Annotated in this window: 21 protein-coding genes; 11 read left to right on the forward strand and 10 right to left on the reverse strand. The window is 70.4% G+C overall.

Going from position 1 to position 25248, the window contains the following annotated elements; translation table 11 throughout:
- The first annotated feature begins 99 nt into the window (after window positions 1-99).
- The 6 genes from ACSQ4M_RS23390 to ACSQ4M_RS23415 all read left to right on the forward strand — a co-directional run bounded on the left by ACSQ4M_RS23390 (window position 100) and on the right by ACSQ4M_RS23415 (window position 10419).
- Entirely contained in the window at window positions 100-417 is a 318-nt protein-coding gene (locus ACSQ4M_RS23390) for a DUF485 domain-containing protein (protein ID WP_436191802.1), read from the forward strand.
- Window positions 414-2141, forward strand: a complete 1728-nt coding sequence (locus ACSQ4M_RS23395; RefSeq protein ID WP_436191803.1) for a cation acetate symporter — start codon at window positions 414-416, stop codon at window positions 2139-2141. The genes ACSQ4M_RS23390 and ACSQ4M_RS23395 overlap by 4 nt, the downstream gene beginning before the upstream one ends.
- A 157-nt stretch (window positions 2142-2298) precedes the next feature.
- Window positions 2299-3831: a TIGR02677 family protein gene (locus ACSQ4M_RS23400; protein WP_436191804.1), complete on the forward strand. Its 1533-nt coding sequence runs from the start codon at window positions 2299-2301 to the stop codon at window positions 3829-3831.
- On the forward strand, window positions 3828-5066 hold the full coding sequence (locus ACSQ4M_RS23405) for a TIGR02678 family protein (RefSeq protein ID WP_436191805.1): 1239 nt from the start codon (window positions 3828-3830) through the stop codon (window positions 5064-5066). The genes ACSQ4M_RS23400 and ACSQ4M_RS23405 overlap by 4 nt, the downstream gene beginning before the upstream one ends.
- A complete protein-coding gene (locus tag ACSQ4M_RS23410) occupies window positions 5063-9208 on the forward strand; it encodes a TIGR02680 family protein (protein WP_436191806.1) in 4146 nt (1381 codons plus the stop codon). Before ACSQ4M_RS23405 ends, ACSQ4M_RS23410 begins: the two co-directional genes overlap by 4 nt.
- 2 nt (window positions 9209-9210) lie before the next feature.
- Window positions 9211-10419 (forward strand): TIGR02679 family protein, encoded by a 1209-nt coding sequence (locus ACSQ4M_RS23415; protein WP_436191807.1) that lies wholly within the window; start codon window positions 9211-9213, stop codon window positions 10417-10419.
- Between the two features lie 48 nt (window positions 10420-10467).
- On the opposite strand, the gene msrA is transcribed toward ACSQ4M_RS23415, so the two are convergent.
- Window positions 10468-10974 (reverse strand): peptide-methionine (S)-S-oxide reductase MsrA, encoded by a 507-nt coding sequence (msrA, locus tag ACSQ4M_RS23420; RefSeq protein ID WP_436191808.1) that lies wholly within the window; start codon window positions 10972-10974, stop codon window positions 10468-10470.
- Between the two features lies 1 nt (window position 10975).
- Window positions 10976-11419: a peptide-methionine (R)-S-oxide reductase MsrB gene (msrB, locus tag ACSQ4M_RS23425; protein WP_436191809.1), complete on the reverse strand. Its 444-nt coding sequence runs from the start codon at window positions 11417-11419 to the stop codon at window positions 10976-10978.
- Window positions 11420-11775: 356 nt separating this feature from the next.
- Here msrB and ACSQ4M_RS23430 point away from each other — a divergent pair, with 356 nt between their 5' ends.
- The 3 genes from ACSQ4M_RS23430 to ACSQ4M_RS23440 all read left to right on the forward strand — a co-directional run bounded on the left by ACSQ4M_RS23430 (window position 11776) and on the right by ACSQ4M_RS23440 (window position 13947).
- Window positions 11776-12585, forward strand: coding sequence for a helix-turn-helix domain-containing protein (locus tag ACSQ4M_RS23430; RefSeq protein ID WP_436191810.1), 810 nt, complete (start codon window positions 11776-11778; stop codon window positions 12583-12585).
- A gap of 82 nt (window positions 12586-12667) precedes the next feature.
- Window positions 12668-13339 (forward strand): B3/B4 domain-containing protein, encoded by a 672-nt coding sequence (locus tag ACSQ4M_RS23435; RefSeq protein ID WP_436191811.1) that lies wholly within the window; start codon window positions 12668-12670, stop codon window positions 13337-13339.
- Window positions 13336-13947: a LysE family translocator gene (locus ACSQ4M_RS23440; RefSeq protein ID WP_436191812.1), complete on the forward strand. Its 612-nt coding sequence runs from the start codon at window positions 13336-13338 to the stop codon at window positions 13945-13947. Before ACSQ4M_RS23435 ends, ACSQ4M_RS23440 begins: the two co-directional genes overlap by 4 nt.
- Before the next feature lie 145 nt (window positions 13948-14092).
- On the opposite strand, the gene ACSQ4M_RS23445 is transcribed toward ACSQ4M_RS23440, so the two are convergent.
- From ACSQ4M_RS23445 to guaB, 5 genes are all read right to left on the reverse strand, one after another.
- Complete coding sequence (locus ACSQ4M_RS23445; protein WP_436191813.1) at window positions 14093-16147, reverse strand: RecQ family ATP-dependent DNA helicase; 2055 nt, start codon at window positions 16145-16147, stop codon at window positions 14093-14095.
- A 45-nt stretch (window positions 16148-16192) separates the two neighbouring features.
- A complete protein-coding gene (locus ACSQ4M_RS23450; protein WP_436191814.1) occupies window positions 16193-17428 on the reverse strand; it encodes a D-alanyl-D-alanine carboxypeptidase family protein in 1236 nt (411 codons plus the stop codon).
- Between the two features lie 62 nt (window positions 17429-17490).
- Window positions 17491-19104 (reverse strand): glutamine-hydrolyzing GMP synthase, encoded by a 1614-nt coding sequence (gene guaA, locus ACSQ4M_RS23455; RefSeq protein WP_436191815.1) that lies wholly within the window; start codon window positions 19102-19104, stop codon window positions 17491-17493.
- A gap of 58 nt (window positions 19105-19162) precedes the next feature.
- Window positions 19163-19660, reverse strand: a complete 498-nt coding sequence (gene lysM / locus ACSQ4M_RS23460; protein ID WP_436191816.1) for a peptidoglycan-binding protein LysM — start codon at window positions 19658-19660, stop codon at window positions 19163-19165.
- Window positions 19661-19694: 34 nt separating this feature from the next.
- Window positions 19695-21164 carry an IMP dehydrogenase gene (gene guaB / locus ACSQ4M_RS23465; RefSeq protein ID WP_056660043.1) on the reverse strand — a complete coding sequence of 490 codons (1470 nt, stop codon included), beginning with the start codon at window positions 21162-21164 and terminating at the stop codon, window positions 19695-19697.
- A gap of 69 nt (window positions 21165-21233) precedes the next feature.
- On the opposite strand from guaB, the gene ACSQ4M_RS23470 reads away from it, so the two are divergent.
- Entirely contained in the window at window positions 21234-21743 is a 510-nt protein-coding gene (locus ACSQ4M_RS23470) for a DUF4124 domain-containing protein (RefSeq protein WP_436191817.1), read from the forward strand.
- On the opposite strand, the gene ACSQ4M_RS23475 is transcribed toward ACSQ4M_RS23470, so the two are convergent.
- Complete coding sequence (locus ACSQ4M_RS23475) at window positions 21737-22078, reverse strand: RnfH family protein (RefSeq protein WP_436191818.1); 342 nt, start codon at window positions 22076-22078, stop codon at window positions 21737-21739. The genes ACSQ4M_RS23470 and ACSQ4M_RS23475 overlap by 7 nt on opposite strands.
- Window positions 22075-22518 carry a type II toxin-antitoxin system RatA family toxin gene (locus ACSQ4M_RS23480; RefSeq protein ID WP_436191819.1) on the reverse strand — a complete coding sequence of 148 codons (444 nt, stop codon included), beginning with the start codon at window positions 22516-22518 and terminating at the stop codon, window positions 22075-22077. Before ACSQ4M_RS23480 ends, ACSQ4M_RS23475 begins: the two co-directional genes overlap by 4 nt.
- A gap of 69 nt (window positions 22519-22587) precedes the next feature.
- On the opposite strand from ACSQ4M_RS23480, the gene smpB reads away from it, so the two are divergent.
- Window positions 22588-23064: an SsrA-binding protein SmpB gene (gene smpB / locus ACSQ4M_RS23485; RefSeq protein WP_056660032.1), complete on the forward strand. Its 477-nt coding sequence runs from the start codon at window positions 22588-22590 to the stop codon at window positions 23062-23064.
- Between the two features lie 9 nt (window positions 23065-23073).
- Here smpB and ACSQ4M_RS23490 read toward each other — a convergent pair whose 3' ends face one another.
- Window positions 23074-25239: a putative bifunctional diguanylate cyclase/phosphodiesterase gene (locus ACSQ4M_RS23490; RefSeq protein ID WP_436191820.1), complete on the reverse strand. Its 2166-nt coding sequence runs from the start codon at window positions 25237-25239 to the stop codon at window positions 23074-23076.
- Window positions 25240-25248 lie beyond the last annotated feature (9 nt).

The raw sequence follows: 25248 nt of genomic DNA on the forward strand, positions 1-25248 counted from the left end.
CGCGATCTCGCGCCCCCGTATGACGAATGATTGCGCCGCCACCGCAAGCGCGCGCGCCACGCAGAAGATGCGCTCCAGGAACACTACCTGGAGACACGCATGGCCAAGGCCCCGACGGATGTGGTGCAACGCATCCAGTCCCACCCCCAATACCAGGCGCTGCGGCGCAAACGCAGCCGCTTCGGCTGGACGCTCACGATCCTGATGCTGGTCGTCTACTACGGCTACATCGGACTCATCGCCTTCGACAAGCCCTTCCTGGCCCGGGCCATCGGCAGCGGTGTCACGAGCATCGGCATCCCGATCGGCCTCGGCGTGATCGTGTTCACCATCCTCATCACGCTGCTCTACATCCGCCGCGCCAACGGCGAGTACGACCGCGAGACCGCCCAGATCCTGAAGGACGCCACGCAATGAACACGCGCCGCAACACTTTCCTCGCACTGGCGCTGGCCGCCTGCGCAGGCCTCGCACAGGCCGCCGGCGGCGACGTCGGCCAGGTCGCCAAGCAGCCGACCAACTGGATCGCGATCGGCATGTTCTCGGTCTTCGTGCTGGCGACGCTCTACATCACCAAGTGGGCCGCAGGCCGCACCAAGTCGGCCTCCGACTTCTACACCGCGGGCGGCGGCATCACGGGCTTTCAGAACGGGCTGGCCATCGCGGGCGACTACATGTCGGCCGCGTCCTTCCTGGGCATCTCGGCGGCCGTGATGGCCACCGGCTACGACGGGCTGATCTACGCGATCGGCTTCCTGGTGGGCTGGCCCATCCTGACCTTCCTGATGGCCGAACGGCTGCGCAACCTCGGCAAGTTCACCTTCGCCGACGTGGCCGGCTACCGCTTCAAGCCCGGCCCGATCCGCGCGTTCGCAGCCTCCGGCACGCTGGTCGTCGTGGCCTTCTACCTGATCGCGCAGATGGTCGGCGCTGGCCAGCTCATCAAGCTGCTGTTCGGCCTGGACTACTGGGTGGCCGTGGTCATCGTGGGCGTGCTCATGATGGTCTACGTGCTGTTCGGCGGCATGACGGCCACCACCTGGGTGCAGATCATCAAGGCCTGCCTGCTGCTGTCCGGCGTCACCTTCATGGCCATCATGGTGCTGGCGCAGTTCGGCTTCTCGCCCGAGGCGCTGTTCGCCAAGTCGGTCGAGGTGCGCACGCAGATCGCGTCCAACACCGGCAAGACGCCGCAGGAGGCGGCCTCCATCGGGCTGTCCATCATGGGCCCGGGCGGCTTCGTGAAGGACCCGATCTCGGCGATCTCCTTCGGCATGGCGCTGATGTTCGGCACGGCCGGCCTGCCGCACATCCTGATGCGCTTCTTCACCGTGCCCGACGCCAAGGAGGCGCGCAAGTCGGTCGGCTGGGCGACGGTCTGGATCGGCTACTTCTACCTCTTGATCTTCATCATCGGCTTCGGTGCGATCACGCTGGTGCTGACCAACCCCGAGTTCGCCAACACCGTGACGGGCGTGATCCACGGCGGCGCAGGCGCCTCCAACATGGCGGCCGTGCTGGTGGCCAAGGCGGTCGGCGGCAACGTGTTCTACGGCTTCATCTCGGCCGTGGCCTTCGCCACCATCCTCGCGGTGGTGGCCGGGCTCACGCTGTCGGGTGCCTCGGCCGTCTCGCACGACATCTACGCCACGCTGATCAAGCACGGCAAGGCCGACAGCGCCTCCGAGCTGCGCGTCTCGCGCATCACCACGCTGGCGCTGGGCGTGGTGGCCGTGGTGCTGGGCATCGCGTTCGAGAAGCAGAACATCGCCTTCATGGTCTCGCTGGCCTTCGCGGTGGCGGCTTCGGCCAACTTCCCGGTGCTGTTCCTGTCGATCATGTGGAAGGACTGCACGACGCGCGGTGCCGTCATCGGCGGCTTCCTTGGCTTGATCTCCTCGGTTGGCCTCACGATCCTGTCGCCGTCGGTCTGGGAGGCCACGCTGGGCCACCCGGCCGGCTCGGCGCCCTTCCCCTACGCTTCGCCCGCGCTGTTCTCGATGAGCATCGGCTTCGTCGGCATCTGGCTGTTCTCGGTGCTCGACAAGAGCCGCCAGGCCGAGAAGGAGCGCGCGCTGTTCGCGGCGCAACAGGTGCGTTCGGAGACCGGGCTGGGGGCTTCGGCAGCATCGGCGCACTGAACCTGGGCTGAGTCTTCGCATCCCCCGCCTCGACGGCCACCCTTGCGGTGGCCGTTTCCATTTGCGCGGCATGCCCATGCGCTGTTGTCCTGGCGCGGCGCCGGCAAGAGCCGGCCCACGCGTCCCGCGCCGGGTGGACGTCACAATGCGGGCCCTGATGCGCCAGCCAGCCACTGAACTGCAGTCCCTCCTCTTTCGCCACGTCAGCGCCGACAAGGCCGCGCTGTACCGCGCCGTGATGGAGACCTTCGCCGCGGCGAAGCGCCAGTTCCGCCTGCACCTGCGGCCCGACGAGGTGCTGGCCGAGGGCACCTGGACCGCACCCGCGCCGCGCATCGAGGAAGTGCAGGCCGCGCTGGCCCAGCTCACCGAATGGGGCAACCTCGAATCGCAGCCCGACACCGCCCGCGTGGCCAGCCTGGGCGACTTCTACCGCGCGCGCTGGCTGTACCGCCTCTCGCAGGGCGGCGAGGCGGTCGAGGCCGCGCTGGCCACCTTCGCGCGCCTGCTTTCCCGCCGCGCCGAGCTGCAGACCGTGGCGCTGGAGGACATCGCCAGCCGCCTGCAGGCGCTGCAAGCCCTGGCCGACGAGGCCGCGCCCGATGCCGCCAAGGTGCACGAGACGCTGCGTGACCTGGTCCGCGTGTTCGAGAGCCTGGCCGACAACGCCCAGGCCTTCATGGCCGGCATCGCGCGCAGCATCGAGCTGCAGCAGGCCGAGGCCACGGCCGTGCTGGCCTACAAGCGCCGGCTCATCGACTACCTGGAACGCTTCATCGGCGACCTGGTGGGCCGCTCAGGCGGCATCGCGGCGCGCATCCTCGACCTGGCGCCGCGCATCGACCCGCTGCTGTGGCAGGCTGCGCAGCGCGAGGCGCGCGACAGCGCCCCCGGCGACGAGGCTGAGCAGCTGGATGCCGTGTCGCGCAGCTGGCAGGCCTGGCGCGAACGCTGGAGCGGCCTGCGCCGCTGGTTCGTCGCCACCGGCCACGAGCCGCCGCAGGCCGAGCTGCTGCGCGCCAAGGCCCGCTCGGCCATCCCGCAGCTGCTGGCGGCCGTGGCTGCGCTCAACGAACGCCGCAGCGGGCGCAGCGACCGCTCGGCCGACTTCCGCATGCTGGCCGGCTGGTTCGCCGGCTGCGCCAGCGACGACGAAGCCCACCGCCTCGCACGCGCCGCCTTCGCGCTGAACCCGGCCCGGCACTTCTCGCTGAACCCTGCGCTGCAGGCCGGCGCCGAGGAGCTGCCCGCCAGCACGCCCTGGGCCGAGGCGCCACCCCTGCGCATCCACCCGCGCCTGCGCGAGTACGGCCAGGCCACGCCGCGCGGCGCCATGCCGCGTGTGCAGGTGCGCGACGCGGAGCGCCAACTGCTGGCCGCGCAGTTCCGCGAGGAACATGCGCAGATCGAGGCGGCGCGCGTGCGGCTCGCCACCGGACAGCCCACGCGGTTGTCCGACCTGGGCGAACTCGACACCCACGCCTTCGGCCTGTTCCTGGGCCTGCTGGGCGAGGCGCTCACGGCGCAGTCCCACCCCGATGCGGCGGTCGAACTCGACAGCGGCGACGGCCTGCTGCGCATCCGCCTGGAGCCCCTGGCCGCCGACAGCCGCGCCGAGATCCACACGGCCGACGGCGTGTTCGCCGGCCGCGACCACCTGCTTACCATCTCCCGGACGGACACCCATTGACCACCGACGCCCGCAGCATCGCCCAGCAGCAAAGCCGCCACCGCGACGACGAGCGCAGCCAGGCCCTGCGTGCGCTGCTGATGGCGCCGCTCATGACGCCTGCGCACGAGCACTTCGCGGCCGTGCGCCGCCATGCCGACGAGCTGCGCGCCTGGTTCGCGCGCGAAACCGGCTGGCCGCTGCACATCGAGCGCGACTGCGCCCGCCTCTACAAGCGCCCCGCCGACCTGCAGGACGCCAGCCGTGGCCTGCCCGGCTACGACCAGCGCCGCTACGTGCTGCTGGCCCTGGCCTGCGCGGTGCTCGAACGCTCTGACCCGCAGATCACGCTGCGCGTGCTGGGCGAGCGCCTGCTGGCCTGGGCGGCCGACCCCGCACTGGCCTCGCGCGGCTTTCGCTTCGAACTGCAGGCCCCGCACGAGCGCCGCGAGCTGGTGGCCGTGTGCCGCACGCTGCTGGAACTGGGTGTGCTGCAGCGCGTGGCCGGCGACGAGGAAGGCTTCGTGCGCGCCAGCGCCGCCACCGAGGGCGCCGACGCGCTCTACGACGTGCAGCGCCGCGTGCTGGCCGGCATGCTGGCTGCGGTGCGCGGCCCTTCCACCTGGCCCGCGGGCGAGGGCCCCGTGAGCCTGGACGAACGCCTGGCCGCACTCGTCGGCGAACACGTGGCCGACAGCGACGATGCCCGGCGCGCCGCGCTGCGCCACCACCTGTCGCGCCGGCTGCTGGACGACCCCGTGGTCTACCTGGACACCCTGGCCGACCCCGAGCTGCGCGCCTACTTCGCCAACCAGCGCGGCCCCATGGCCACGCGCCTGTGCGATGCCACCGGCCTGGCGGCCGAGCAGCGCGCCGAAGGGCTGGCCCTGGTCGACGAGGATGGCGCACTGACCGACGTGGCCATGCCCGCCGAAGGCACCGAGGCCCACGCCACCTTGCTGGCGGCCGAGTTCCTGGCCGGATGCGGTGCGCCTGCCACGCTGGACGAGGTCGCCAGCTTCCTGGCCGGCGCACGCGAGCGCTATGGCAGCTACTGGCGCAAGTCCGCGCGCGAGCCCGGCTCCGAAGGCGAACTGGCCCAGGGCGCGCTGGAGCGCCTGCACAAGCTGCAGCTCGTCGCGCGCGAGGGCGGCACCGTGCGCCCGCTGCCCGCGCTGGCCCGGTTCAAAGTGGGCGAGGCCGACATCCGCCAGCCAGGCAAGCCCCCACAGAATTCGCTTTTCGACGCTGCATGACAGACACCCTGACCGACGCCCCCGCCCTGCCCCAGCCACGCCTGGCCCGCTGGCAGCCCCTGCGCCTGGGCCTGGTCGAACTCTTCCACTACGACAGCGAGGAGTTCTGGTTCAAGGACGGCCACCTGCTGCTGCGTGGCAACAACGGCACTGGCAAGTCCAAGGTGCTGTCGCTCACGCTGCCCTTCCTGTTCGATGCGCAGTTGAAATCCTCGCGCATCGAGCCCGATGGCGACGCCGGCAAGAAGATGGCCTGGAACCTGCTGCTGGGCCGGCACGACCGCCGCATGGGCTACACCTGGATCGAGTTCGGCCGCGTCGACGAGGCTGGCCAGCCGCACTACCTCACGCTGGGCTGCGGCCTGTCGGCCGCGGCGGCCCGCCCGCAGGTGGACAGCTGGTTCTTCGTGCAGGAAGGCGCGCGCGTGGGGCAGGACTTCTGGCTCATCGGCCCGAGCCGCGTGGTGCTCACGCGCGAGCGCCTGCGCGACACCTTGGCCCCGCTCGGCGGCCAGCTCTTCGACACGGCGGCCGCCTACCGCCGCGCGGTGGACGAGCGCCTGTTCCACCTGGGCGCCGTGCGCTACGGGGCGCTGATGGACACGCTGATCCAGCTGCGCCAGCCGCAGCTGTCCAAGAAGCCGGACGAGGCCAACCTCTCCAATGCGCTCAGCGAAGCCCTGCCACCCATGTCCACCGACCTGTTGGGCGACGTGGCCGATGCGCTCAACGAGCTGGAAACCTACCGCCGCGAGCTCGACGAGTACGAGGCCCTGGCCCGCGCCGTGGGCCAGTTCAACCAGCGCTACCAGGTCTATGCCGCCACCCAGGCGCGGCGCCAGGCCAGGGGCCTGCGCAGCGCGCAGACCGGCTTCGACAACGCCAGCCGCGAACTCAACGAAGGCCGCGCCGCACTGGCCGTGGCCCAGGCCGACGAAGCCGAGGCGACGCAGGCGCAGGCCGATGCGGAACGACAGTTGCAGGCCAGCCGCGTGCGGCTCGAAGAACTGCTGAACGACCCCGCCAACAACGCCGCGCGCCAGCTCGACCTGGCCGAACGCGACGCCAGCCGACGCCAGTCCGAAGCGCAGCAGGCGCTGCGTGCGCAGGCCGACACCCAGGCCAGGCTGTCGCGCGAGCAGCAGGCCAGCCGCGAGCGCGGCCAGCGCGCGGCACAGGCCGGCACGGCGCTGGAGCGCACCCGTGCCGACACCCAAGCCGGCGCCCAGCGCAGCGGCCTGGCGCCAGCCTGCGCCGCCAACCCGCTGCTGGTGGCCGACGTGGCCAGCCTGGCGCCTGCGGCGCTGGACGCCGCGCGCCACGAACTGCGCCAGTCCCTGGCCCAGCGCCGCGAGCATGTCACCCTGCTGCTGCGCCGCTGCCGCGAGGCCGAGGAAGCCGCGCAGGCCCGCGCACGCCAGCAGGCCCTGCGCGACGAACGGCAGGACGAGGCCGAGGCGGCAGCCGCCGCACGCGAAGAGGCCGACACCGCTGCCCAGGCCCAGGCCGAGGCGCTGGTCGACGCCTGGCAGGCCTGCCTGGCCGACCTGCGGCAATTGCAGGTCGCTGGCGACGAAGCCGTGCTCGACGCCTTGGCAAGCTGGGCCGCCAGCCTGCAGGGCGACAACCCGGCCCGCACCGCGCTGCACGCCGCCCAGCAGGCCGCCAGCCTGCGCCTGGCCGAACGCCAGGCCGCGTTGAACACGGAGCAGCAGCGCATCGACGACGCACAGGCCCTGTTGCAGGCCGAGCGCACACGCCTGGAACGCGGCGAGGACGCCACCCCGCCCCCGCCGCACTGGCGTGCGGCCGAGGCCCGTGCCACCACAAACCAACGCGCTGGCGCCCCGCTGTGGCAACTGCTGGACTTCCACCCGCAGACCGACCCCGCCCAGCACGCCGGCCTGGAGGCTGCCCTGCAGGCGGCCGGCCTGCTCGACGCCTGGGTCACGCCCGACGGCCTGCTGCACCGGGCCGACGGCACGGCGCTGCTGCACGATGCGCAGTGGCTTGCACGCCCGCGCCAGCCCTGGTCGCTGGCCGCCTGGCTGCAACCGGCCGAGCTGCCGGACCATGCGGCCGCCGTGCCCGCCGCCACCGTGCAGGCGCTGCTGGAGGGCGTGGGCTGCGGCCCGCACGACGACGGCACGGCCGAGGCCTGGATCCAGCCCGACGGCCGCTTCCGCCTGGGCGCACTCGCCGGCGCCTGGAGCAAGCCCGCAGCCGACTTCATCGGCTACGCCGCCCGCGCCGCGGCCCGTGCGCGGCGGCTGCAGCAGATCGCCGCGGAGCTGGCCGTGCTGGCCCAGGCCCGTGCGCAGTGCGCGCAGGACCAGCAGCGGCTCGCGCAGGACCGCCAGCAGGCCGAGGCCGAATGGCGCAGTGCCCCGGCCGACGACGCGCTGCGTGCCGCCCATGCCGACGCGGCCGCCTGCGCCCGTGCCTTCCAGGCCGCGCGCGAACGGCTGGACCAGGCCGAGCGCCAGCTGCAAGCCGCCACCGCCCAGCGCGACGCCGCGCGCCAGGCCCTGGTGCGCGATGCCGAAGACCTGCAGCTGCCGCCCGAACGCGAGCCGCTGCACGCCATCGAAGCCGCGCTGCAGTCCTTCGCCGACACGCTGCACGCGCTGGCCCACGCCGCGCTGGCACTGCGCGACGCGCTGCACGAGCACGGCCTGCAACAGCAGCGCGAGCACGACGCGCTGGCCGACGCCGACCAGGCCGCCGCCCACGCGGCCGAGCGCGAGGCGCAGGCCGAGGAAGCCCGCATCCGCCTGCAGACGCTGCGTGAGTCGGTCGGCGCCAAGGTCGAGGAACTGCAGGCCCGGCTGCGCGTAGCGCGCGACTCGGTCGATCACAGCCAACAGCACACGAAGGGCTGCGAGATGGCATTGCGCGAAGCCGGCGAAGCCCGCGCCCGCGCCGGGCAGAAGACCCAGGACGCCGACGCCGTGCTGGCCGAACGCAGCGCCACGCGCCAGCAGGCCGTGGCCCACCTCCAGGGCTTTGCGGCCACCGGCCTGCTGGCCACGGCGCTGCCCGCGGCCGACATCCCGCCGCAGCAACCGCCCTGGACCATCGAGGCCGCGCTGACCCTGGCCCGCAGCAGCGAGCAGGCCCTGTCCCACGTCAAGGACGACGACGAGGCCTGGACCCGCGTGCAGAGCCTGGTCTCGCAGGACTACACCGAGCTGGGCCGCGCACTGGCCGCACTCTCCCACCAGGCGCAGGCCGAGACGCACGACTACGGCCTGGTCGTCAGCATCGTCTACCAGAACCGGCCCGAACGCCCCGACCAGCTCGGCGCACGCCTGGCCGCCGAGATCGCCCAGCGCCGCGAGCTGTTGACGGCTGGCGAACGCCAGGTGCTGGAGAACCACCTGCAGGCCGAGATCGCCGCCGCCGTGCGCCGGCTGCTGCTGGACGCCGAGCGCCAGGTCGACAGCATCAACACCGAGCTGGCCAAGCGTCCGACCTCCACCGGCGTGCGCTTTCGCCTGCAGTGGCAGCCCCTGCCCGAAGGCGCGGACGGCGCACCCGTGGGCCTGGAGGCCGCCCGCAAGCGCCTGCTGAACACCAGCACCGACCTGTGGACCGCCGAGGACCGCCGTGTGGTCGGCGAGATGCTGCAGCAGCGCATCGCCGCCGAACGCGCGCGCGCCGACGCCGGCCTGGGCGGCAGCCTGCTGGAGCAACTGGCGCGCGCGCTGGACTACCGGCGCTGGCACCGCTTCCGCGTGCAGCGCTGGCAGGACGGGCAGTGGCGCCCGCTCTCGGGCCCCGCCTCCAGCGGCGAGCGTGCGCTGGGCCTCACCGTGCCGCTGTTCGCCGCCGTCTCCAGCTACTACAGCCAGGACGGCGCCACGCTGGCGCCGCGCCTGGTGCTGCTGGACGAGGCCTTCGCCGGCATCGACGACGCCGCCCGCGCGCACTGCATGGGCCTGGTGCGCGAGTTCGATCTCGACTTCGTGATCACCAGCGAGCGCGAATGGGCCTGCTACGCCGAGCTGCCAGGCGTGGCCATCGCCCAGCTGCAGCGCCGCGAGGGCGTGGACGCGGTGCACGTCTCGCGCTGGACCTGGGACGGCCGCGCGCGGCGGCGCGAGGACGATCCGGACCGGCGCTTCCCGGCCGAGGCCTGACGGTGGACGCACGGCTGCAGCGCCTGCTCGGCGGCGAAGCCCTCGCACCGCTGCGCCAGCGCCTGCGCCGTCACTTCGAGCGGCACGACGACGGCCACGCCGGCGCCGTGCTGCAGCTCGCGCAGCTCGACGCCGCCGAGCATGCCGCGCTGGCGCAGCTGATGGGCCGCCCGTCGCGCCCGGCCCGCTCGGCCCGCGTCGACGTGGCCGCCATCGATGCCGCACTGCAGGCCGCCGGCATCGCCGCTTCGCTGCGCGCGGCGCTGGAACAACTGGACGGGCCGATCACCAGCCGCAGCGCGCAACAGACGGCCCACGCAGCGGCCTGGGCCACCGTCACCGGAGCGCCCGGCCTGCATCCGATGCTGCGGGACTGGCTGCAGGCGTCGCAGGCCACCGCCTTGCTCAAGCGCCTGGCGCGGCAGGACACGGCCAGCGCCACCGCGCTGCTCGCACAGGCCGACGCCGTGCTGCAGCGCCTGCCGGTCCGGGGCATGCCGCGCGCCCAGCTGGCCGCCACCGTGCTCGGCAATGCCCATGCGCTGGACGCCGGTCGGCCCGTCGCCAGCCTCGTGCTGGCGGTCTGGCGCCAGGCGGGGCCCGCAGACGAAGCGGACGACGAAGCCGACCCCGAACGCAGCCGCGACACCTGGGCCCGTGCCGGCGTGCTGGTCAACGAACTCGCGCGCCCGGCGCTGGTGCTGAACCTGCCGGGCTTCGGCACGCCCGGCGAGCCAGCCTACCTGTCGCTGCGCCAACTCGTGCGCAACCCGCCGCGCTGGAACGTCGCCAGCCTGGCCGTGTCCGTCTGCGAGAACCCCAACCTGCTGGCCATCGCGGCCGACCAGCTCGGCGCGGGCTGCGCGCCGCTGGTCTGCACCGACGGCATGCCCGCCGCGGCGCAGCGCACGCTGCTGGGCCAACTGGTGCAGGCCGGGGCGCGCCTGCAGGTGCATGCGGATTTCGACTGGCCGGGCCTGCGCATCGCCAACCACGTGCTGCGCAGTTGGCCGGCGCAGGCCTGGCGCATGGGCGCTGACGACTACCTGGCCGCGGCGCGCACGGCGCCGCACGCCGGGCGCGACCTGCCCGACGCCGGCGCCGTGGCCACCTGGGATGCAGCGCTGGCACCGGCGATGCAGTCCTGCGGGCTGGCCATCGCCGAGGAGGCGCTGGCCGAGCGCCTGCTGCAGGATCTGCGCTGCGGCTGAAGCCTGCCGCGCCCGCCTGTGCGACCGGCCGCTGGGCGCGACGGCCCGTCAGGCCGAGGCGCGCCGGGGCAAGACCCAGCCAGGCCGTGCGAAGTGGCAGGTGTAGCCGCCGGGGTGCCGCTCCAGGTAGTCCTGGTGTTCCGGCTCGGCCTGCCAGAAGTCGCCCAGGGGCGCCACTTCCGTCACCACCTTGCCCGGCCACAGGCCCGAGGCTTCCACGTCCTGGATGGTGTCGAGCGCCTCGCGCCGCTGGGCATCGGAGGCGAAGAAGATCGCCGAACGGTAGGACATGCCGCGGTCGTTGCCCTGGCGGTTCGGCGTGGTCGGGTCGTGGATCTGGAAGAAGAACTCCAGCAGGCGCCGATAGCCCAGCACCGCCGGATCGAACACGATCTCGATGGCCTCGGCATGGCTGCCGTGGTTGCGGTAGGTGGCGTTGGGCACATCGCCGCCCGTGTAGCCCACCCTTGTCGAGACGACGCCCGGCATCTTGCGGATCAGATCCTGCATGCCCCAGAAGCAGCCGCCCGCCAGCACTGCGCGTTCGGTCGCCATCTCAAGCCTCCTCGACCTGGTTCAGGTACTCGCCGTAGCCCTCGGCCTGCATGGCGTCGCGGTGCACGAAGCGCAGCGAGGCCGAATTGATGCAGTAGCGCAGGCCGCCGCGGTCGGCCGGCCCGTCGGGGAAGACGTGGCCGAGGTGGCTGTCCCCGTGCGCCGACCGCACCTCGGTGCGCACCATGCCATGGCTGGTGTCGCGCAGCGCGTTCACGTGCGCGGGCACGATGGGCTTGGTGAAGCTGGGCCAGCCGCAGCCCGACTCGAACTTGTCGGACGATGCGAACAGCGGCTCGCCCGAGACGATGTCCACATAGATGCCTGGTGCGTGGTTGTCCAGGTACTCGCCGGTGCCGGGGCGTTCGGTGCCGCTTTGCTGGGTCACGCGAAACTGCTCTGGCGTGAGCCGGGCAATGGCTTCAGGAGACTTGGTGTAGGGCATCTTCGGTTCCAGTTCGTTGTCTGCAGGTCTCCCAGGTGGGCCCGACGGGGAAGTTTTCAATCGGGCTGTGCGACGCAACTGTGCCGGCGCGGGCATACAGCCAGCTTGGTGGCAAGATCGCCGACTGCAATCCGGTATTGAGGAGTCGTCTTCTTGCGTCCGTTGAACCACCTGCTGGAATCCAAGGACCCCTGTCATTCCACTTGTCGGCAGCGGGCTGGTGAAGCGGAGCTTCCAGTGGAGGTTTTCACCCCATCGGCAACCATTGGCATGGCTGCTACCTTCATTCGGCCTGTCGGCCCGCATCCATCCAGCGCGGCCGAACCTCAAGCGCATCTGGCGCAGCTTGGTTGCCAATGAAACGCATGCGATTCGATCTGCTGCGCTGCTCGACCAGTGGCGTCGAGGCCGTGGAAGCGGACACGACGCTCACGTTTCACCGCCATACGCACGAGCAGTACGGCATTGGCTTGATCACGCGCGGTGCACAGAAATCAGCGAGCGGCCGGGGTGTGGTGGAAGCGGTCGCGGGAGAGATCATCACGGTCAATCCTGGCGAAGTGCATGACGGTGCACCCATCGGCGATGGCGGGCGGGCCTGGCGGATGCTCTACCTGCAACCTGCGCTCGTTGCCAAGCTGACCGCCGAGCTTGCCGAAGGATGGGCCGCATCCTCCATCGAGTTCACGCAGCCCAGGATCACGGACAAACATCTGGCGAGCCTCTTCAGGAAGCTTTTCCAGGTCATCACGGCACCCGTCACAGCCCACGGCGGATTGGAGGCGGACGAGACGCTGTTGCTCCTGCTGGGCGGCTTGATGCAGGCCAGGCGTGACGATGCAGGGTCCATCCCGCCCGGGATCGCGTCGGCGCGTGCCCTGATGGATGGGAATCCAGTGGCGGCGCTGACGCTGTCCGCGCTGGCGCACGAGGCCGGGCTCAGCCGCTACCAGTTCCTGCGGACCTTCGCCAGGGCGACTGGCCTGACGCCCCACGCGTATCTCATGCAGCGGCGCATCCACCACGCGCGCCACCTGATCGATGGTGGGGCACGGCTTGCCGAAGCGGCCGCCGACAGCGGCTTCTCCGACCAGAGCCACATGACGCGGCTCTTCGTTCGCAGTTTCGGCATGGCGCCGGGGGCGTACGCCAAGGCGGTCGGCTAGCCTGCAATTTCATTCAAGACGTGTGGGCCGACGACGGGGAGGATCAGGGCCGAATCCCCCACCTTTTGCCGAAGGCACGATCTTGCTGTTCTCCTACGCCACATGCATTCGCCGCGACTTTCCTGAGCTTTGCACGCGGGTGCTTCGCCTGGAAGGCCTCACATCCACCGCCCCGGCGGCAAGCCACATTGCCCGCTTCTTCGCGGTCGCCAGGGAGCGCATCGCACTTGCACCTGAGAGTGACCTGCCGGAAATCCAGGCTTGGCGGCGCGCTTTCGCGAAGATGGGATTGAAGCCAACCCAGTACCGCTGCGCCTCTGAAGCGCTTCTGCGCCGGCTTCGCAAGGAAGGCGATCTGCCATCGGTCCACCCCTTGGTCGATCTGTGCAATGCCGTGTCAGCGGCGCATGCCATCCCCATCGCTGCGATCGACCTCGCCAGGGTCGATGGCAGGCTGCAGGTACGGCCTGCGCTTGGCACGGAGACCTACGTGACCCTGGCAGGAGACATTGAGCATCCGGACGCGGGGGAGATCATCTTCGCCGACGACAGCCGCCACGCACACGCGCGGCGTTGGACGAACCGGCAAAGCGGCCATTCGGCAGTCCGGGATGGGACGACAGATGCGCTCATCGTCACGGAGGCGATGCACGGCACGGCGCATGCAGATGTCGATCGACTGGTCGCGCAACTGAAGCTCGCAATCCCTGCGCTCTGGCCCGCAGCCTCCCTCACAGAGGTGCCGGTGCGATGAGCATCGAGTTTCTGCTCACGTCCCTTGTCATCATCGCGTCGCCTGGGACTGGCGCTCTCGTGACACTGGCCGCGGGCCTCGCGCGCGGTGCACGGGCGTCGGTCGTCGCCGCCGTGGGTTGCACGCTGGGGATCCTGCCCCACATGCTCGCAGCGATCACCGGTCTGGCTGCGCTCCTGCATGCCAGCCCCATGGCCTTCGAAGCGATCAAGTATGCCGGTGTGGCCTATCTGCTCTACATGGCCTGGATGACGCTGAGGGCAGATGGGCCTTTGCAGATCGCGTCCGACGGTCTCGCCGATTCAGATGGGAAAGTCATCCAGCAGGCGGTCCTCGCGAACCTGCTCAATCCCAAGCTGTCGATCTTCTTCCTTGCCTTCCTGCCGCAGTTCATCGGCCCCGGCGAAGCGCGGCCCACACGTACCATGCTGGAGCTGTCGCTCGCTTTCATGGCCATGACGTTCGTTGTCTTCGCCGCCTACGGAGTCATCGCTGCCAGTTTGCGCGACCGTGTTCTTTCGCGTCCGGGTGTCCTCCACTGGATGCGGCGGGCTTTCGCGGTGACTTTCGTCGCACTGGCGGCCCGGCTGGCCCTGGTGCGCCTGTAGCGTCTGCGCCTCCTGTGGCGTGGCAAGGGGCAGCAGCCGTTTCACACCACCTTGCCGAAGTCGCTCACCGAGCCCTTGCGAGCACAGCCCTACGCCATGAGGCAGCCGGCGCAAACGGGCTTTGGGGCTTCTCGAACCGGCACCCTCAAGGCGCCTGGTGCAGCACCAGCGGCAACACGGCCGGTGCCCCCGCCTCGCGCAGCAGCGCGGCGGCCACGGTCATGGCCCAGCCGCTGCGGTAGCGGTCCGCGAGCAGCAGCAGCGGCCCGCGCGGCACCTCCACCCCGGTCTGCAGCAGCACCGCCCGATGCAGCGCCGCCACCTTGGCGGCCGAGGCGAGGTCGGCATCGGGCAGCGGCCCCGCGAGATGCAGCGCATCGACCAGCGGCAAGCGACCCTGGCGCGCCACATGCTCGGCCACGGACTGCAGCAGCAGCGGGTGCGTGGCCGAGGGCATGGGCACGACGGCCACGGGACGTGCGCCCCAGCTGGCCCGCCAACGGCCGAGCACGGCCACCACGCCGTCCAGCAGCGCCTGCGGCGCTGGCGCATCGGGCGCGGCGAACAGCGGCAGCAGCACATCGGCCCAGCCCGCGTCGTCGGCGAAGGCCAGCGCGCGGCCCTCGCTGCAGGCCGCGATGCGGCCCTTGCGCGCGCCGCCCGTGGGCCAGAGCTTGCGCGGCGCGATGACCACGTCCTGCCCGCGTGCGTAGACCCGCGCCGCCTCCACGCGCGCCAAGCCGGGCTGCGCGCCTGGTGCGGGCAGACGGCCTGTGCACACGCTGCAGCGGCCGCAGTCGCTGGGCGCGGGGTCGTCCAGCGCCTCCTGCAGGAAGCGCATCAGGCAGCCCTGGCCCGCGGCGAAGGCGCGCATCAGGCCTGCCTCGCGTTCGCGCACCGCACCCAGCGCCTGCCAGCGCGCGGCGTCGAAGGTCCAGGGCTTGCCGCTCACGGCCCAGGCCGAGCCTTCGCGTTGCACCACCTCCTCCACCGCCAGGATCTTGAGCAGGCCTTCCAGCCGGCCACGCCGGATGCCGGTGCTGTTCTCCAGCGCCACCAGGCCCTGCGCGCCGGTGGCCAGCGCGCCCAGGATCTGGCCGACGCGGCGCTCGTCGGGCACGCCTGCCGTCGCGAAATAGGCCCAGATGCGCGCATCGGTCTCGGCAGGCAGCAGCACGGCCAGGGCGTCGTCGAGCGCGCGGCCGGCGCGGCCGACCTGCTGGTAGTAGGCCACGGGCGACGAGGGCGAGCCGACGTGGATGCAGAAGGCCAGGTCGGGCTTGTCGTAGCCCATGCCCAGCGCGGAGGTGGCGACCACGGCCTTGAGCGCATTGCGGCGCAGCGCGTCCTCGATGCGCTGGCGCGCGTCCGGCTCCAGGCCACCGTGGTAGGCCGCCACGTCGAAGCCGCAGGACCGCAGGAAGCCGGCGATGCGCTCGGTGTCGGCCACCGTCAGCGCGTAGACGATGCCCGAGCCGGCGAAGCTGTCCAGCGCGTCCGCCACCCAGGCCAGCCGCTCCAGCGGCCCCAGCCCGGGCACCACGGCCAGGCGCAGCGATGAGCGCGCGAGCGAGCCGCGGAACGTGCGCGTGTCCGGCCCCAGCTGGCGCGCGATGTCCTCGGTCACGCGGTGGTTGGCCGTGGCGGTGGTGGCCAGCACGGGCGTGCCGGCCGCGATGCCCAGCAGCGTCCTGGACAGGCGCTGGTAGTCGGGGCGGAAGTCGAAGCCCCAGTCGGAGATGCAGTGCGCCTCGTCGATGACGACCAGCCCGGTGGTGGCCAGCAGCTGGGGCAGGCGCCGCGCGAAGCCGGGGTTGCCCAGGCGCTCGGGCGAAACCAGCAGCACGTCCAGCCGGTTGGCGGCGATGTCGCCGAACACGCCGTCCCAGTCGTCCAGGTTGGTCGAATTGATGGTGGCTGCGCGCAGGCCTGCACGGGCCGCCGCATCGACCTGGTCGCGCATCAGCGCGAGCAGCGGCGAGACGATCAGCGTGGGGCCGCCGCCGGTGGCACGCAGGGCCGAGGTCGCGGCCCAGTACACGGCGGATTTGCCCCAGCCCGTGGCCTGCACGACGAGCACGCGGTCGCGCTGTTCGACCAGCGCGGCGACGGCGGCCAGCTGGTCTTCCCGCGGGCGGGCCGCCGGGCCCGCCATGGCGGCAAGGACCTGGCGCAGATGGGCGTCGGCAAGGGCCGGCATGGTGCGCCGTGCTGCAAGAGCCCTGTCAGGCCGAAGCCGGGCGGCTTACTTGCCGAACAGGCGCAGCAGGTGCTGCCAGGCCCGCAGCAGGAAGCCCGCGCGCTCGACATCGGCCTGCGCGACCAGCGGCGCCTCGGCCACGGCCTTGCCGCCCGCCGTGGCCACCACCTTGCCGATCACCGTGCCCTTGGCCACGGGGGCCTCCAGGTCGGGCTTGATCTCCGCCGCCGTCTCCAGCTTCTGGCCCTTGGGCACGGTGACGGTCCAGGGCGCGCCCAGCACGGCGGGCACCGTGTCGGCCTTGCCGAAACTGACCTTGGCCAGCGCCACCTGCGCATCCGGCTGGATGGGCGTGGCCTTCTCGAAGCGGCCGAAGCCCCAGCTCAGCAGCGCACGCGTCTGGTCGGCGCGCGCCTGCATGCTGTTGGCGTTGAGGATCACGGTGATCAGGCGCATGTTGTTGCGCTTGGACGAGGTGACGAGGCAGTACCCTGCTTCCTGGGTATGGCCGGTCTTCAGGCCGTCGACCGTGGGATCGGTGTAGAGCAAGGCGTTGCGGTTGCCCTGCTTGATCTTGTTGTAGGTGAACTCGCGCTCGGCGTAGATCGGATAGAAGTCGGCGCTGTCGTGGATGATGGCGCGCGCCAGGATCGCGAGGTCGCGCGCGGAGGCCTTGTGCGCAGGGTCCGGCAGGCCCGTGGCGTTGACGAAGTTCGTCTGCGTCATGCCCAGGCGCTTGGCCTCGGTGTTCATGAGCTTGGCGAAGTTGTCCTCGGTACCGGCGATGTGCTCGGCGATCGCCTTGGACGCGTCGTTGCCCGACTGCACGATGATGCCGCGCAGGATGTCGATCACCGTGGCCTGGCTGTTGAGCGGCAGGTACATGCAGGACTCAGTGCCCGAACCACGGCACCAGGCGTTCTCGCTGACCGAGACGAGATCGTCCTGCTTGAGCTTGCCGGTCCGGATGGACTGCTCGACCAGGAAGCTGGTCATCATCTTGGTCAGCGAGGCCGGCGGCAGCGCCTCGTCAGGGTTCTCGGACGCCAACACCTGGCCGGAGTCGTAGTCCATCACCAGCCAGGCCTTGGCCGCGAGCACCGGCGGGCCTCCGGGTTCGGTGGGCTGGCCCACGGACGACGCCGCGGCGGCCTTCTTCTGCGCTGCGGCCTTGGCCTTGGTGGCCTGGTGCTGCGCCGCAAAGGACGCGGTGGATGGGACGAAGCCGCCGGCGGCGATGGCGAGGACGGCGGAGAGGACCAGGGAACGGTTGGCTTGCACGATGCTCAGGGACAGGAAAACGGGTGGAGGTTCGGGTACGAGTTCGGCCGGGCGGCGGGAGTTCACTCCCACTCGATGGTCGCGGGCGGCTTGCTGCTCACGTCGTAGGTCACGCGGTTGATGCCGCGCACCTCGTTGATGATGCGGCTGGACACCTTCTTGAGCAGCGCATAGGGCAGCTCGGCCCAGTCGGCCGTCATGAAGTCGCTGGTCTGCACGGCGCGCAGCGCGACCACGTAGTCGTAGGTGCGGCCGTCGCCCATCACGCCCACGCTCTTGACCGGCAGGAACACGGTGAAGGCCTGGCTGGTGAGGTCATACCAGGTCTTGCCGGTGGCCTCGTCGCGGAAGTTGCGCAGCTCCTCGATGAAGATCGCATCGGCGCGGCGCAGCAGGTCGGCGTAGTCCTTCTTGACCTCGCCCAGGATGCGCACGCCCAGGCCCGGGCCTGGGAACGGATGGCGGTAGACCATCTCGGGCGGCAGGCCCAGCGCCACGCCCAGCTCGCGCACCTCGTCCTTGAACAGGTCGCGCAGTGGCTCCAGCAGCTTCAGGCCCAGTTGCTCGGGCAGGCCGCCCACGTTGTGGTGGCTCTTGATCGTGACGGCCTTCTTGCTCTTGGCGCCGCCGGACTCGATCACGTCGGGGTAGATCGTGCCCTGGGCCAGCCACTTGGCACCCTTGGCGCCAGCGCTGGTCAGCTTGGCCGCCTCCTGCTTGAACACCGTGACGAACTCGCCGCCGATGATCTTGCGCTTGGCCTCGGGATCGCTGACGCCGGCCAGCTTGCCCAGGAACAGGTCGCTGGCGTCGACGCGGATCACCTTGGCGTGCAACTGGCCGACGAACATGTCCATGACCATGTCGCCTTCGTTCAGGCGCAGCAGGCCGTGGTCCACGAACACGCAGGTCAGCTGGTCGCCGATGGCGCGGTGGATCAAGGCCGCAGCGACGCTGGAATCGACGCCACCGGACAGGCCCAGGATCACCTCCTCGTCGCCGACCTGCGCGCGGATCTGCTCCACGGCTTCGGCGATGTGGTCCTTCATGACCCAGTCGGCATTCGCCGCGCAGATGCCGCGCACGAAGCGCTCCAGGATCGCGTGGCCCTGCTTGGTGTGCGTGACCTCGGGGTGAAATTGCACGGCGTAGAAGCGGCGCGCCTCGTCGGCCATGCCGGCGATCGGGCAGCTGTCCGTGCTGGCCATGAGCTTGAAGCCGGGTGGCAACTCGGTGACCTTGTCGCCATGGCTCATCCACACGTCCAGCATGCCGTGGCCCTCGGGCGTGGCGAAGTCCTGGATGCCTTCGAACAATTTGGTGTGGCCGCGCGCGCGCACCGAGGCGAAACCGAACTCGCGCTTGTGCCCGCCCTCGACCTTGCCGCCCAACTGGTGCGCCATGGTCTGCATGCCGTAACAGATGCCCAGCACCGGCACACCGAGCTCGAACACGGCCTGCGGCGCCTTGTCGGTGGTGTCCTCGTAGACGCTGGCGTGGCTGCCCGACAGGATCACGCCCTTCAGATGGCCGTCGGCGGCGTAGGCACGCACCCATTCATCCGTCACGTCGCAGGGATGGACCTCGCTGAGCACGTGGGCCTCGCGCACGCGCCGGGCGATCAGCTGCGTGACCTGGGAGCCGAAGTCGAGGATGAGGATCTTGTCGTGGTTCATGGCTTGCGAAAGTGAAACGGGCAGCGTGTGCTGCCCGTGCCGTGGAGATGCGGGGAAATCAGGCCTGCGGCGGAATGCGCAGCACCTGACCCGGGTAGATCTTGTCCGGGTGCGACAGCATGGGCTTGTTGGCCTCGAAGATCTTCGGGTACGCGTTGGCGTTGCCGTAGAACTTCTTGGCGATGGCCGACAGCGTGTCGCCACGCACCACGGTGTGGTACTGGCTCAGGTCGGCCGGCTCGGTCGAGACGATCTCGTCGTTGACGCCGACCACGCCCTCCACGTTGCCGCAGCACAGGACGATCTTTTCCTTGATCTCCTGCGTGGGCACGGTGCCGGACACGGTGACGATCTGGGTGGCGCCGTCGAAGGCGATGCTCAAAGCATCGGCCGGCAGATTCTGCGCGCGGATGTAGTCGCCGATGGCCTTGGAGGCCACCACGTTCGCCGCGGCCAGCTTCTCCTGGCTGCTGGGCTCGGCGGCGGCCGCGGCCACCTCGGGCTTCTTGCCAAACAGTTTCTCGCCGGCTTCCTTGATGAAAGACATCAGACCCATGGATCGCTCCTTGTATACGGTTGGGGGACGCGGGTCATTCTGCCCGATAGTTCGGCGCTTCCTTGGTGATCTGCACGTCGTGCACGTGGCTCTCGCGGATGCCGGCCGTGGTGATCTCCACGAACTCGGCCTGGCTACGCATCTCTTCGATGGTGGCGCAGCCGCAGTAGCCCATGCTGGCGCGCACGCCGCCAGCCATCTGGTAGACGATGGAGATCATCGAACCCTTGTAGGGCACGCGGCCTTCGATGCCCTCTGGCACGAGCTTGTCGGCGTTGGGGTTGCCGGTGGTCGCTTCCTGGAAGTAGCGGTCTGCGCTGCCCTGCTGCATGGCGCCGATGCTGCCCATGCCGCGGTAGCTCTTGTAGCTGCGGCCCTGGAACAGGATCACTTCGCCGGGTGCTTCTTCGGTGCCGGCGAACATGCCGCCCATCATCACCGTGTGGGCGCCGGCTGCGATGGCCTTGGCGATGTCACCGCTGTAGCGGATGCCCCCGTCGGCGATCAGCGGGACACCGGAGCCTTGCAATGCCGTGGCCACACTGTCCACCGCCATGATCTGCGGCACGCCGACACCCGCCACGATGCGCGTGGTACAGATCGAGCCCGGACCGATGCCGACCTTGACCGCGTCGGCGCCGGCTTCCACCAGCGCCAGCGCGGCCGCGCCAGTGGCGATGTTGCCGCCGACCACGTCGACCTGCGGGTAGTTCTGCTTGACCCAGCGCACACGCTCGATCACGCCCTTGCTGTGGCCGTGGGCGGTGTCGACCACGATGGCATCGACACCGGCCTTGACCAGCGCCTCGACCCGCTCCTCGGTGCCCTCGCCCACGCCGACGGCGGCGCCCACGCGCAGGCGGCCCGAGGCATCGCGCGCCGCGTTCGGGAAGCTGGTCTGCTTGGTGATGTCCTTGACGGTGATCAGGCCCTTGAGTTCGAAGGCGTCGTTGACGACCAGCAGGCGCTCGAGCTTGTGCTTGTTGAGCAGCGCCTTCGCGTCGACCAGCGTGGTGCCGTCGGGCACGGTGATCAGCCGCTCGCGCGGCGTCATGATGTCGCGGACCTTGACGTCGTAGCGGGTCTCGAAGCGCAGGTCGCGGCCGGTCACGATGCCGATGACCTTGCCGCCCTCCAGCACCGGGAAGCCCGAGATGCCCAGCTCATCGGACAGCTGCATCACCTGCAGCACCGTATGGTCCGCGGTGATCACCACCGGATCGCGCAGCACGCCGGACTCGTAGCGCTTGACGCGCGCCACTTCGGCGGCCTGCTGCTGCGCCGTGAGGTTCTTGTGCACGATGCCCATGCCGCCCTCTTGCGCGATGGCGATCGCCAGGCGCGCCTCGGTCACGGTGTCCATGGCAGCGGACACCAGCGGCAGGTTCAACTTGATGTTGCGGGAGAAGAGCGTCGCGAGGGACGTGTCCTTGGGCAGGACTTGGGAGAACGCCGGCACCAGCAACACATCGTCGAAGGTGAGCGCTTTTCCGAGGAGGCGCATGAGAAAGCTCCAAAAAAAAGATTGTACCCGCGTGAGATTTGCGCGGAAGCAGACCGCTACACTGCCCCGATGCGCACTGCGGTTGCTCTGTTGCTTGCCCTTGGAACGGCCCTGTCCATGCCGGCCGCGGCCCAATGGATGTGGCGCGATGCCAATGGCAAGCCGGTGTTCAGCGACCGGCCGCCGCCGGCCGACATTCCCGACAGGAACATCGTGCAGCGGCCCAGCGGCACGCAGCGCGCTGCGGCGCCCGCTCCGGCGGCGGCCTCGGCACCTGCCGCCGCCCTGCCCGCCCCCCCCAGCGGCCAGGACAAGGAACTTGAGCAGCGCCGCCAGCAGGCCGAGGCCGCCGAAGCCGCCAAACAGAAGGCCGCGCAGGAGGTGCAGGCCAAGGCCCGCGCCGAAAACTGCGCGCGCGCGCGGCAGAACAAGGCCAGCCTGGATTCGGGCATCCGCATCACGCGCACCAACGCCCAGGGCGAACGCGAATTCCTCGACGATGCCCAGCGCGCCGCCGAGACGCGCCGCACGCAGGACATCATCGCGCGCGACTGCGCGCCGAACGCCCAGCTTCAGTAACCCGCCTTGGCACCTGGCCGGCGCTTGGCAAACAGGCCCGTCGCGCGCGCACCCTGCTGCGCGAAACGCTCGCGCCGTGCCACCTTGGGATCCACCAGCAAAGGCCGGTAGCACTCGACACGGTCGCCATCGCGCAGACGCTGCGCCGCCGTGGCCTTGCGCCCCCAGATGCCGGTGGGCATCTCGGCCAGCACCAGACCTGCGAAGGCCTGCTGCGCCTGGGCCGCCCGCAAGGCGTCGGCCAGGCAGGCGCCGGACGGCAACTGCACACGGGTCTCGAGCACCTGCCGCGGCCCGGCGGCCGCCACCACCTCGACGGTGATGGATGCCGTCATCCGCCGTAGACCTGCTCGGCGCGCTTGACAAAGGCGTCGACCAGGCTGCCGGCGATGCGGTCGAACACCGGCCCGACGACTGCACCCAACGCCATGCTGGAAAAGCCGTAGCGCAGCTCCAGCCCGACGCGGCAGGCGCCCTGCGTGCCGTCGCCTACGGGCTGGAAGCTCCAGTCGCCCTCGAGCTTGGAGAATGGCCCCTTGACCAGCCGCATGCCGATCTGCCGGCCCGGCACATGGGTGTTGCGCGTGGTGAAGCTCTGGTGGATGCCGGCGAAGGCGATGCCGACCTCGGCCGTCATGCCGTCCGCGTGCCGCTCGAGCACGGCGGCGCGGTCGCACCAGGGCAGGAACTGGGGATACTGGTCGACCTGGGCCACCAAGTCGAACATCTGCTCGGCGCTGTACCAGATCAGGACGGACTTCTGGACGGTTTTCATAGAATCACGGGTTCCGCCGGATTCTAGACAGGCTTGCTTCGCAGGCGTTTGTCCCCACCTGCACAGGCCATGGCCAAGAAACCCCAAGCAAGCTCCTCCCGCATCGCCGACAACAAGAAGGCCGCCTTCAACTACTTCTTCGAGGAGAAGTACGAGGCCGGCATGGTGCTGGAAGGCTGGGAAGTGAAGGCCCTGCGCGAAGGCAAGGTGCAGTTGACCGACGGCTACGTGATCGTGCGCGACGGCGAGATGTTCATCGTCGGCTGCCAGATCAACCCGCTGCGCTCGGCCTCCACGCATGTGAACCCCGACGCCGTGCGCACCAAGAAGCTGCTGCTGCACAAGGAGCAGATCAAGCGTCTCACGGGCAAGGTCGAGCAGAAGGGCTACACGCTGGTGCCGCTGAACCTGCACTGGAAGGACGGCCGCGTGAAGTGCGAGATCGCGCTGGCCAAGGGCAAGGCCGAGCACGACAAGCGCGACACCATCAAGGACCGCGAAGGCAAGCGCGAGGTCGAGCGCGCGATGAAGTCGCGCAACCGCTGAGGCCGCGCCTCACAGCGTCCCGAGCACCGAGGGCGTGAACACCAGCGGCTGCTCCGGCTGGCCCTGGCCCTGTCCGCGAGCCCATGCCAGCAAGGCTTCGGCCGGCATGGGCCGGGCGAAGTGGTAGCCCTGCAGTTCGTCGCAGTCCATGCGCAGCAGGATCTCGCTCTGGGCAGCGGTTTCCACGCCTTCGGCGACCACGCGCAAACCCAGCGCATGCGCGAGCCGGATCACGGCATCGACCACGGCGCGCGCATCCTTGCTCTGTTCCAGGTCCCGCACGAAGCTGCGGTCGATCTTGAGTTGGTGCGCCGGCAGCTGGCGCAGGTAGCTCAGGCTGCAGTAGCCGACGCCGAAGTCGTCGATCGCCAGGAACACGCCGATGCGCGCCAGGTCGTCGAAGACGCGCTGGGTCTCCTGCACGTCCTCCATCGCCACCGACTCGGTGATCTCGCAGAGCAGCTGCGAGGCCGCGAGTGCGTGTGCCTGCAGCGCCCGGCCGATGCGCTGAACCAGATCGGGCTCGCGCAGCTGGTGGACCGAGACGTTGATGGACACACGCATGTGCAGGCCTTCGCGGGCCCAGGCCGCCATCTGCCGGCAGGCCTCTTCAATGACCCAGGCCCCCAACTGGTTGATGAGGCCGAAACGCTCGGCCAGCGGGATGAACCGGTCCGGCGCCACCATGCCGTGCACCGGATGCTGCCAGCGCAGCAACGCCTCCACGCCGTGGACCTGCCCGCGCCGACCATCGATCTTGGGTTGGTAGTGCAGCACCAACTGGCCGCGGGCCGCGGCCTGGCGCAGGTCGCTCAGCAGGCTCATCTGCTCGCCGGTGTTCAGGTCCATGTGCGCCTCGAACAGGGCGCAGCCGTTGCCGCCGTTGCGCTTGGCCGCGTACATGGCCGCATCGGCATTGGCCACCAGCTTGTCGCGCAGGCCATGGTCCGGGTAGACCGCCACGCCGACCGAACCGGCCACCCGCACGGTGCGCCCGCCCACCTCGAACGGCGCGTCCAACACGCGCACCGCGCGCGCCGCAAGCGCCATGCAGTCGGCCACGCTGCCGGCATCCTCCACCAGCAACAGGAACTCGTCGCCGCCCATGCGCGCCACGGTGTCGCTGCTGCGGGCAAGTCGCCGCAACCGGTCCGCGGCCTCCTTGAGCACGGTGTCACCGGCAGCGTGGCCGAACATGTCGTTGACCGGCTTGAAGCCGTCCAGATCGATGAACAGCACGCCGATCTTCTCGGGCTTGCGCGTGCCGCCGCGCTCGGCCGCGCGGTCGTACCGCTGCAGGGCGTGCAACAGCCGGTCCTCGAACAGCAGGCGGTTCGGCAAACCCGTCAGCGCATCGCTGAACACGCGCCGGTGCAGTGCGTCGTTGGCCGATTCCACCGTCCGCAGCCGTTCATGGGCAACTCCCAGCGACGCGGTGTTGCGCTGTACCCGGCTGTCCAGCGCGGCCAGTGCCAGCGTCGCGGCCAGCAGCAACGCGCAGACCAGGCCCACCGTCACCGCCAGGCCGGACCCACCGAGCGCGTCCACGCTCAGGCAGACCGTGCCCTCGGGAAAGGCCGCGGCCTGCATGCCGGCGTAGTGCATGCCCGAAATCGCCAGGCCCATGACGGCGGCGGCACCGAACTGGTAGGGCCGACGCCGCAGGTCGTCGAAGCTGCGCAGCCAGAAGAACAGCCACAGCGCGACGCCCGAGGCCACCACCGCGATGATGGCCGAGGCGATCACCCAGGCCGCATCCCAGACGATGGCGGGCGACATGTCCAGCGCCGCCATGCCGACATAGTGCATGGCGCAGATGCCCGTGCCCATGACGAGGGCGCCGGCCACCAGCCGTGTCGCGTCCAGACGTCCCAGGCTGGCCACGCCCAGCGCCACGGCCGAAGTCAGCACCGCCGCCAACAGCGATGCCAGGGTCAGGCCATAGCTGTAGCCGAGCCGGGTGGGCAAAGAGAAGGCGAGCATGCCGATGAAGTGCATGGACCAGATGCCGACGCCCATCACCAGCGAGCCCCCCGATCCCCACAGCAACGCTGCCACCCGCTCCGGCCGGTGCACCCGCACGGCCAGGTCGAGTGCGACATAGGACGCCAGCGCAGCGATCACCACCGAGGCCAGGACGCCCCAGGGATCGTGCGAAGTCGGGAGATAGAGCATCGGAACACC

Source organism: Pseudorhodoferax sp. LjRoot39 (genome assembly GCF_964253035.1).
In the GTDB taxonomy this organism is placed as follows: domain Bacteria; phylum Pseudomonadota; class Gammaproteobacteria; order Burkholderiales; family Burkholderiaceae_C; genus Pseudorhodoferax.

Coding starts and splice junctions, on each gene's coding strand:
- ACSQ4M_RS23390 (WP_436191802.1), top strand. CDS start 100: ATGGCCAAGGCCCCGACGGATGTGGTGCAACGCATCCAGTCCCACCCC.
- ACSQ4M_RS23395 (WP_436191803.1), top strand. CDS start 414: ATGAACACGCGCCGCAACACTTTCCTCGCACTGGCGCTGGCCGCCTGC.
- ACSQ4M_RS23400 (WP_436191804.1), top strand. CDS start 2,299: ATGCGCCAGCCAGCCACTGAACTGCAGTCCCTCCTCTTTCGCCACGTC.
- ACSQ4M_RS23410 (WP_436191806.1), top strand. CDS start 5,063: ATGACAGACACCCTGACCGACGCCCCCGCCCTGCCCCAGCCACGCCTG.
- msrA (WP_436191808.1), bottom strand. CDS start 10,974: ATGGCGACCGAACGCGCAGTGCTGGCGGGCGGCTGCTTCTGGGGCATG.
- msrB (WP_436191809.1), bottom strand. CDS start 11,419: ATGCCCTACACCAAGTCTCCTGAAGCCATTGCCCGGCTCACGCCAGAG.
- ACSQ4M_RS23430 (WP_436191810.1), top strand. CDS start 11,776: ATGAAACGCATGCGATTCGATCTGCTGCGCTGCTCGACCAGTGGCGTC.
- ACSQ4M_RS23440 (WP_436191812.1), top strand. CDS start 13,336: ATGAGCATCGAGTTTCTGCTCACGTCCCTTGTCATCATCGCGTCGCCT.
- ACSQ4M_RS23445 (WP_436191813.1), bottom strand. CDS start 16,147: ATGCCGGCCCTTGCCGACGCCCATCTGCGCCAGGTCCTTGCCGCCATG.
- guaA (WP_436191815.1), bottom strand. CDS start 19,104: ATGAACCACGACAAGATCCTCATCCTCGACTTCGGCTCCCAGGTCACG.
- lysM (WP_436191816.1), bottom strand. CDS start 19,660: ATGGGTCTGATGTCTTTCATCAAGGAAGCCGGCGAGAAACTGTTTGGC.
- guaB (WP_056660043.1), bottom strand. CDS start 21,164: ATGCGCCTCCTCGGAAAAGCGCTCACCTTCGACGATGTGTTGCTGGTG.
- ACSQ4M_RS23470 (WP_436191817.1), top strand. CDS start 21,234: ATGCGCACTGCGGTTGCTCTGTTGCTTGCCCTTGGAACGGCCCTGTCC.
- ACSQ4M_RS23475 (WP_436191818.1), bottom strand. CDS start 22,078: ATGACGGCATCCATCACCGTCGAGGTGGTGGCGGCCGCCGGGCCGCGG.
- ACSQ4M_RS23480 (WP_436191819.1), bottom strand. CDS start 22,518: ATGAAAACCGTCCAGAAGTCCGTCCTGATCTGGTACAGCGCCGAGCAG.
- smpB (WP_056660032.1), top strand. CDS start 22,588: ATGGCCAAGAAACCCCAAGCAAGCTCCTCCCGCATCGCCGACAACAAG.
- ACSQ4M_RS23490 (WP_436191820.1), bottom strand. CDS start 25,239: ATGCTCTATCTCCCGACTTCGCACGATCCCTGGGGCGTCCTGGCCTCG.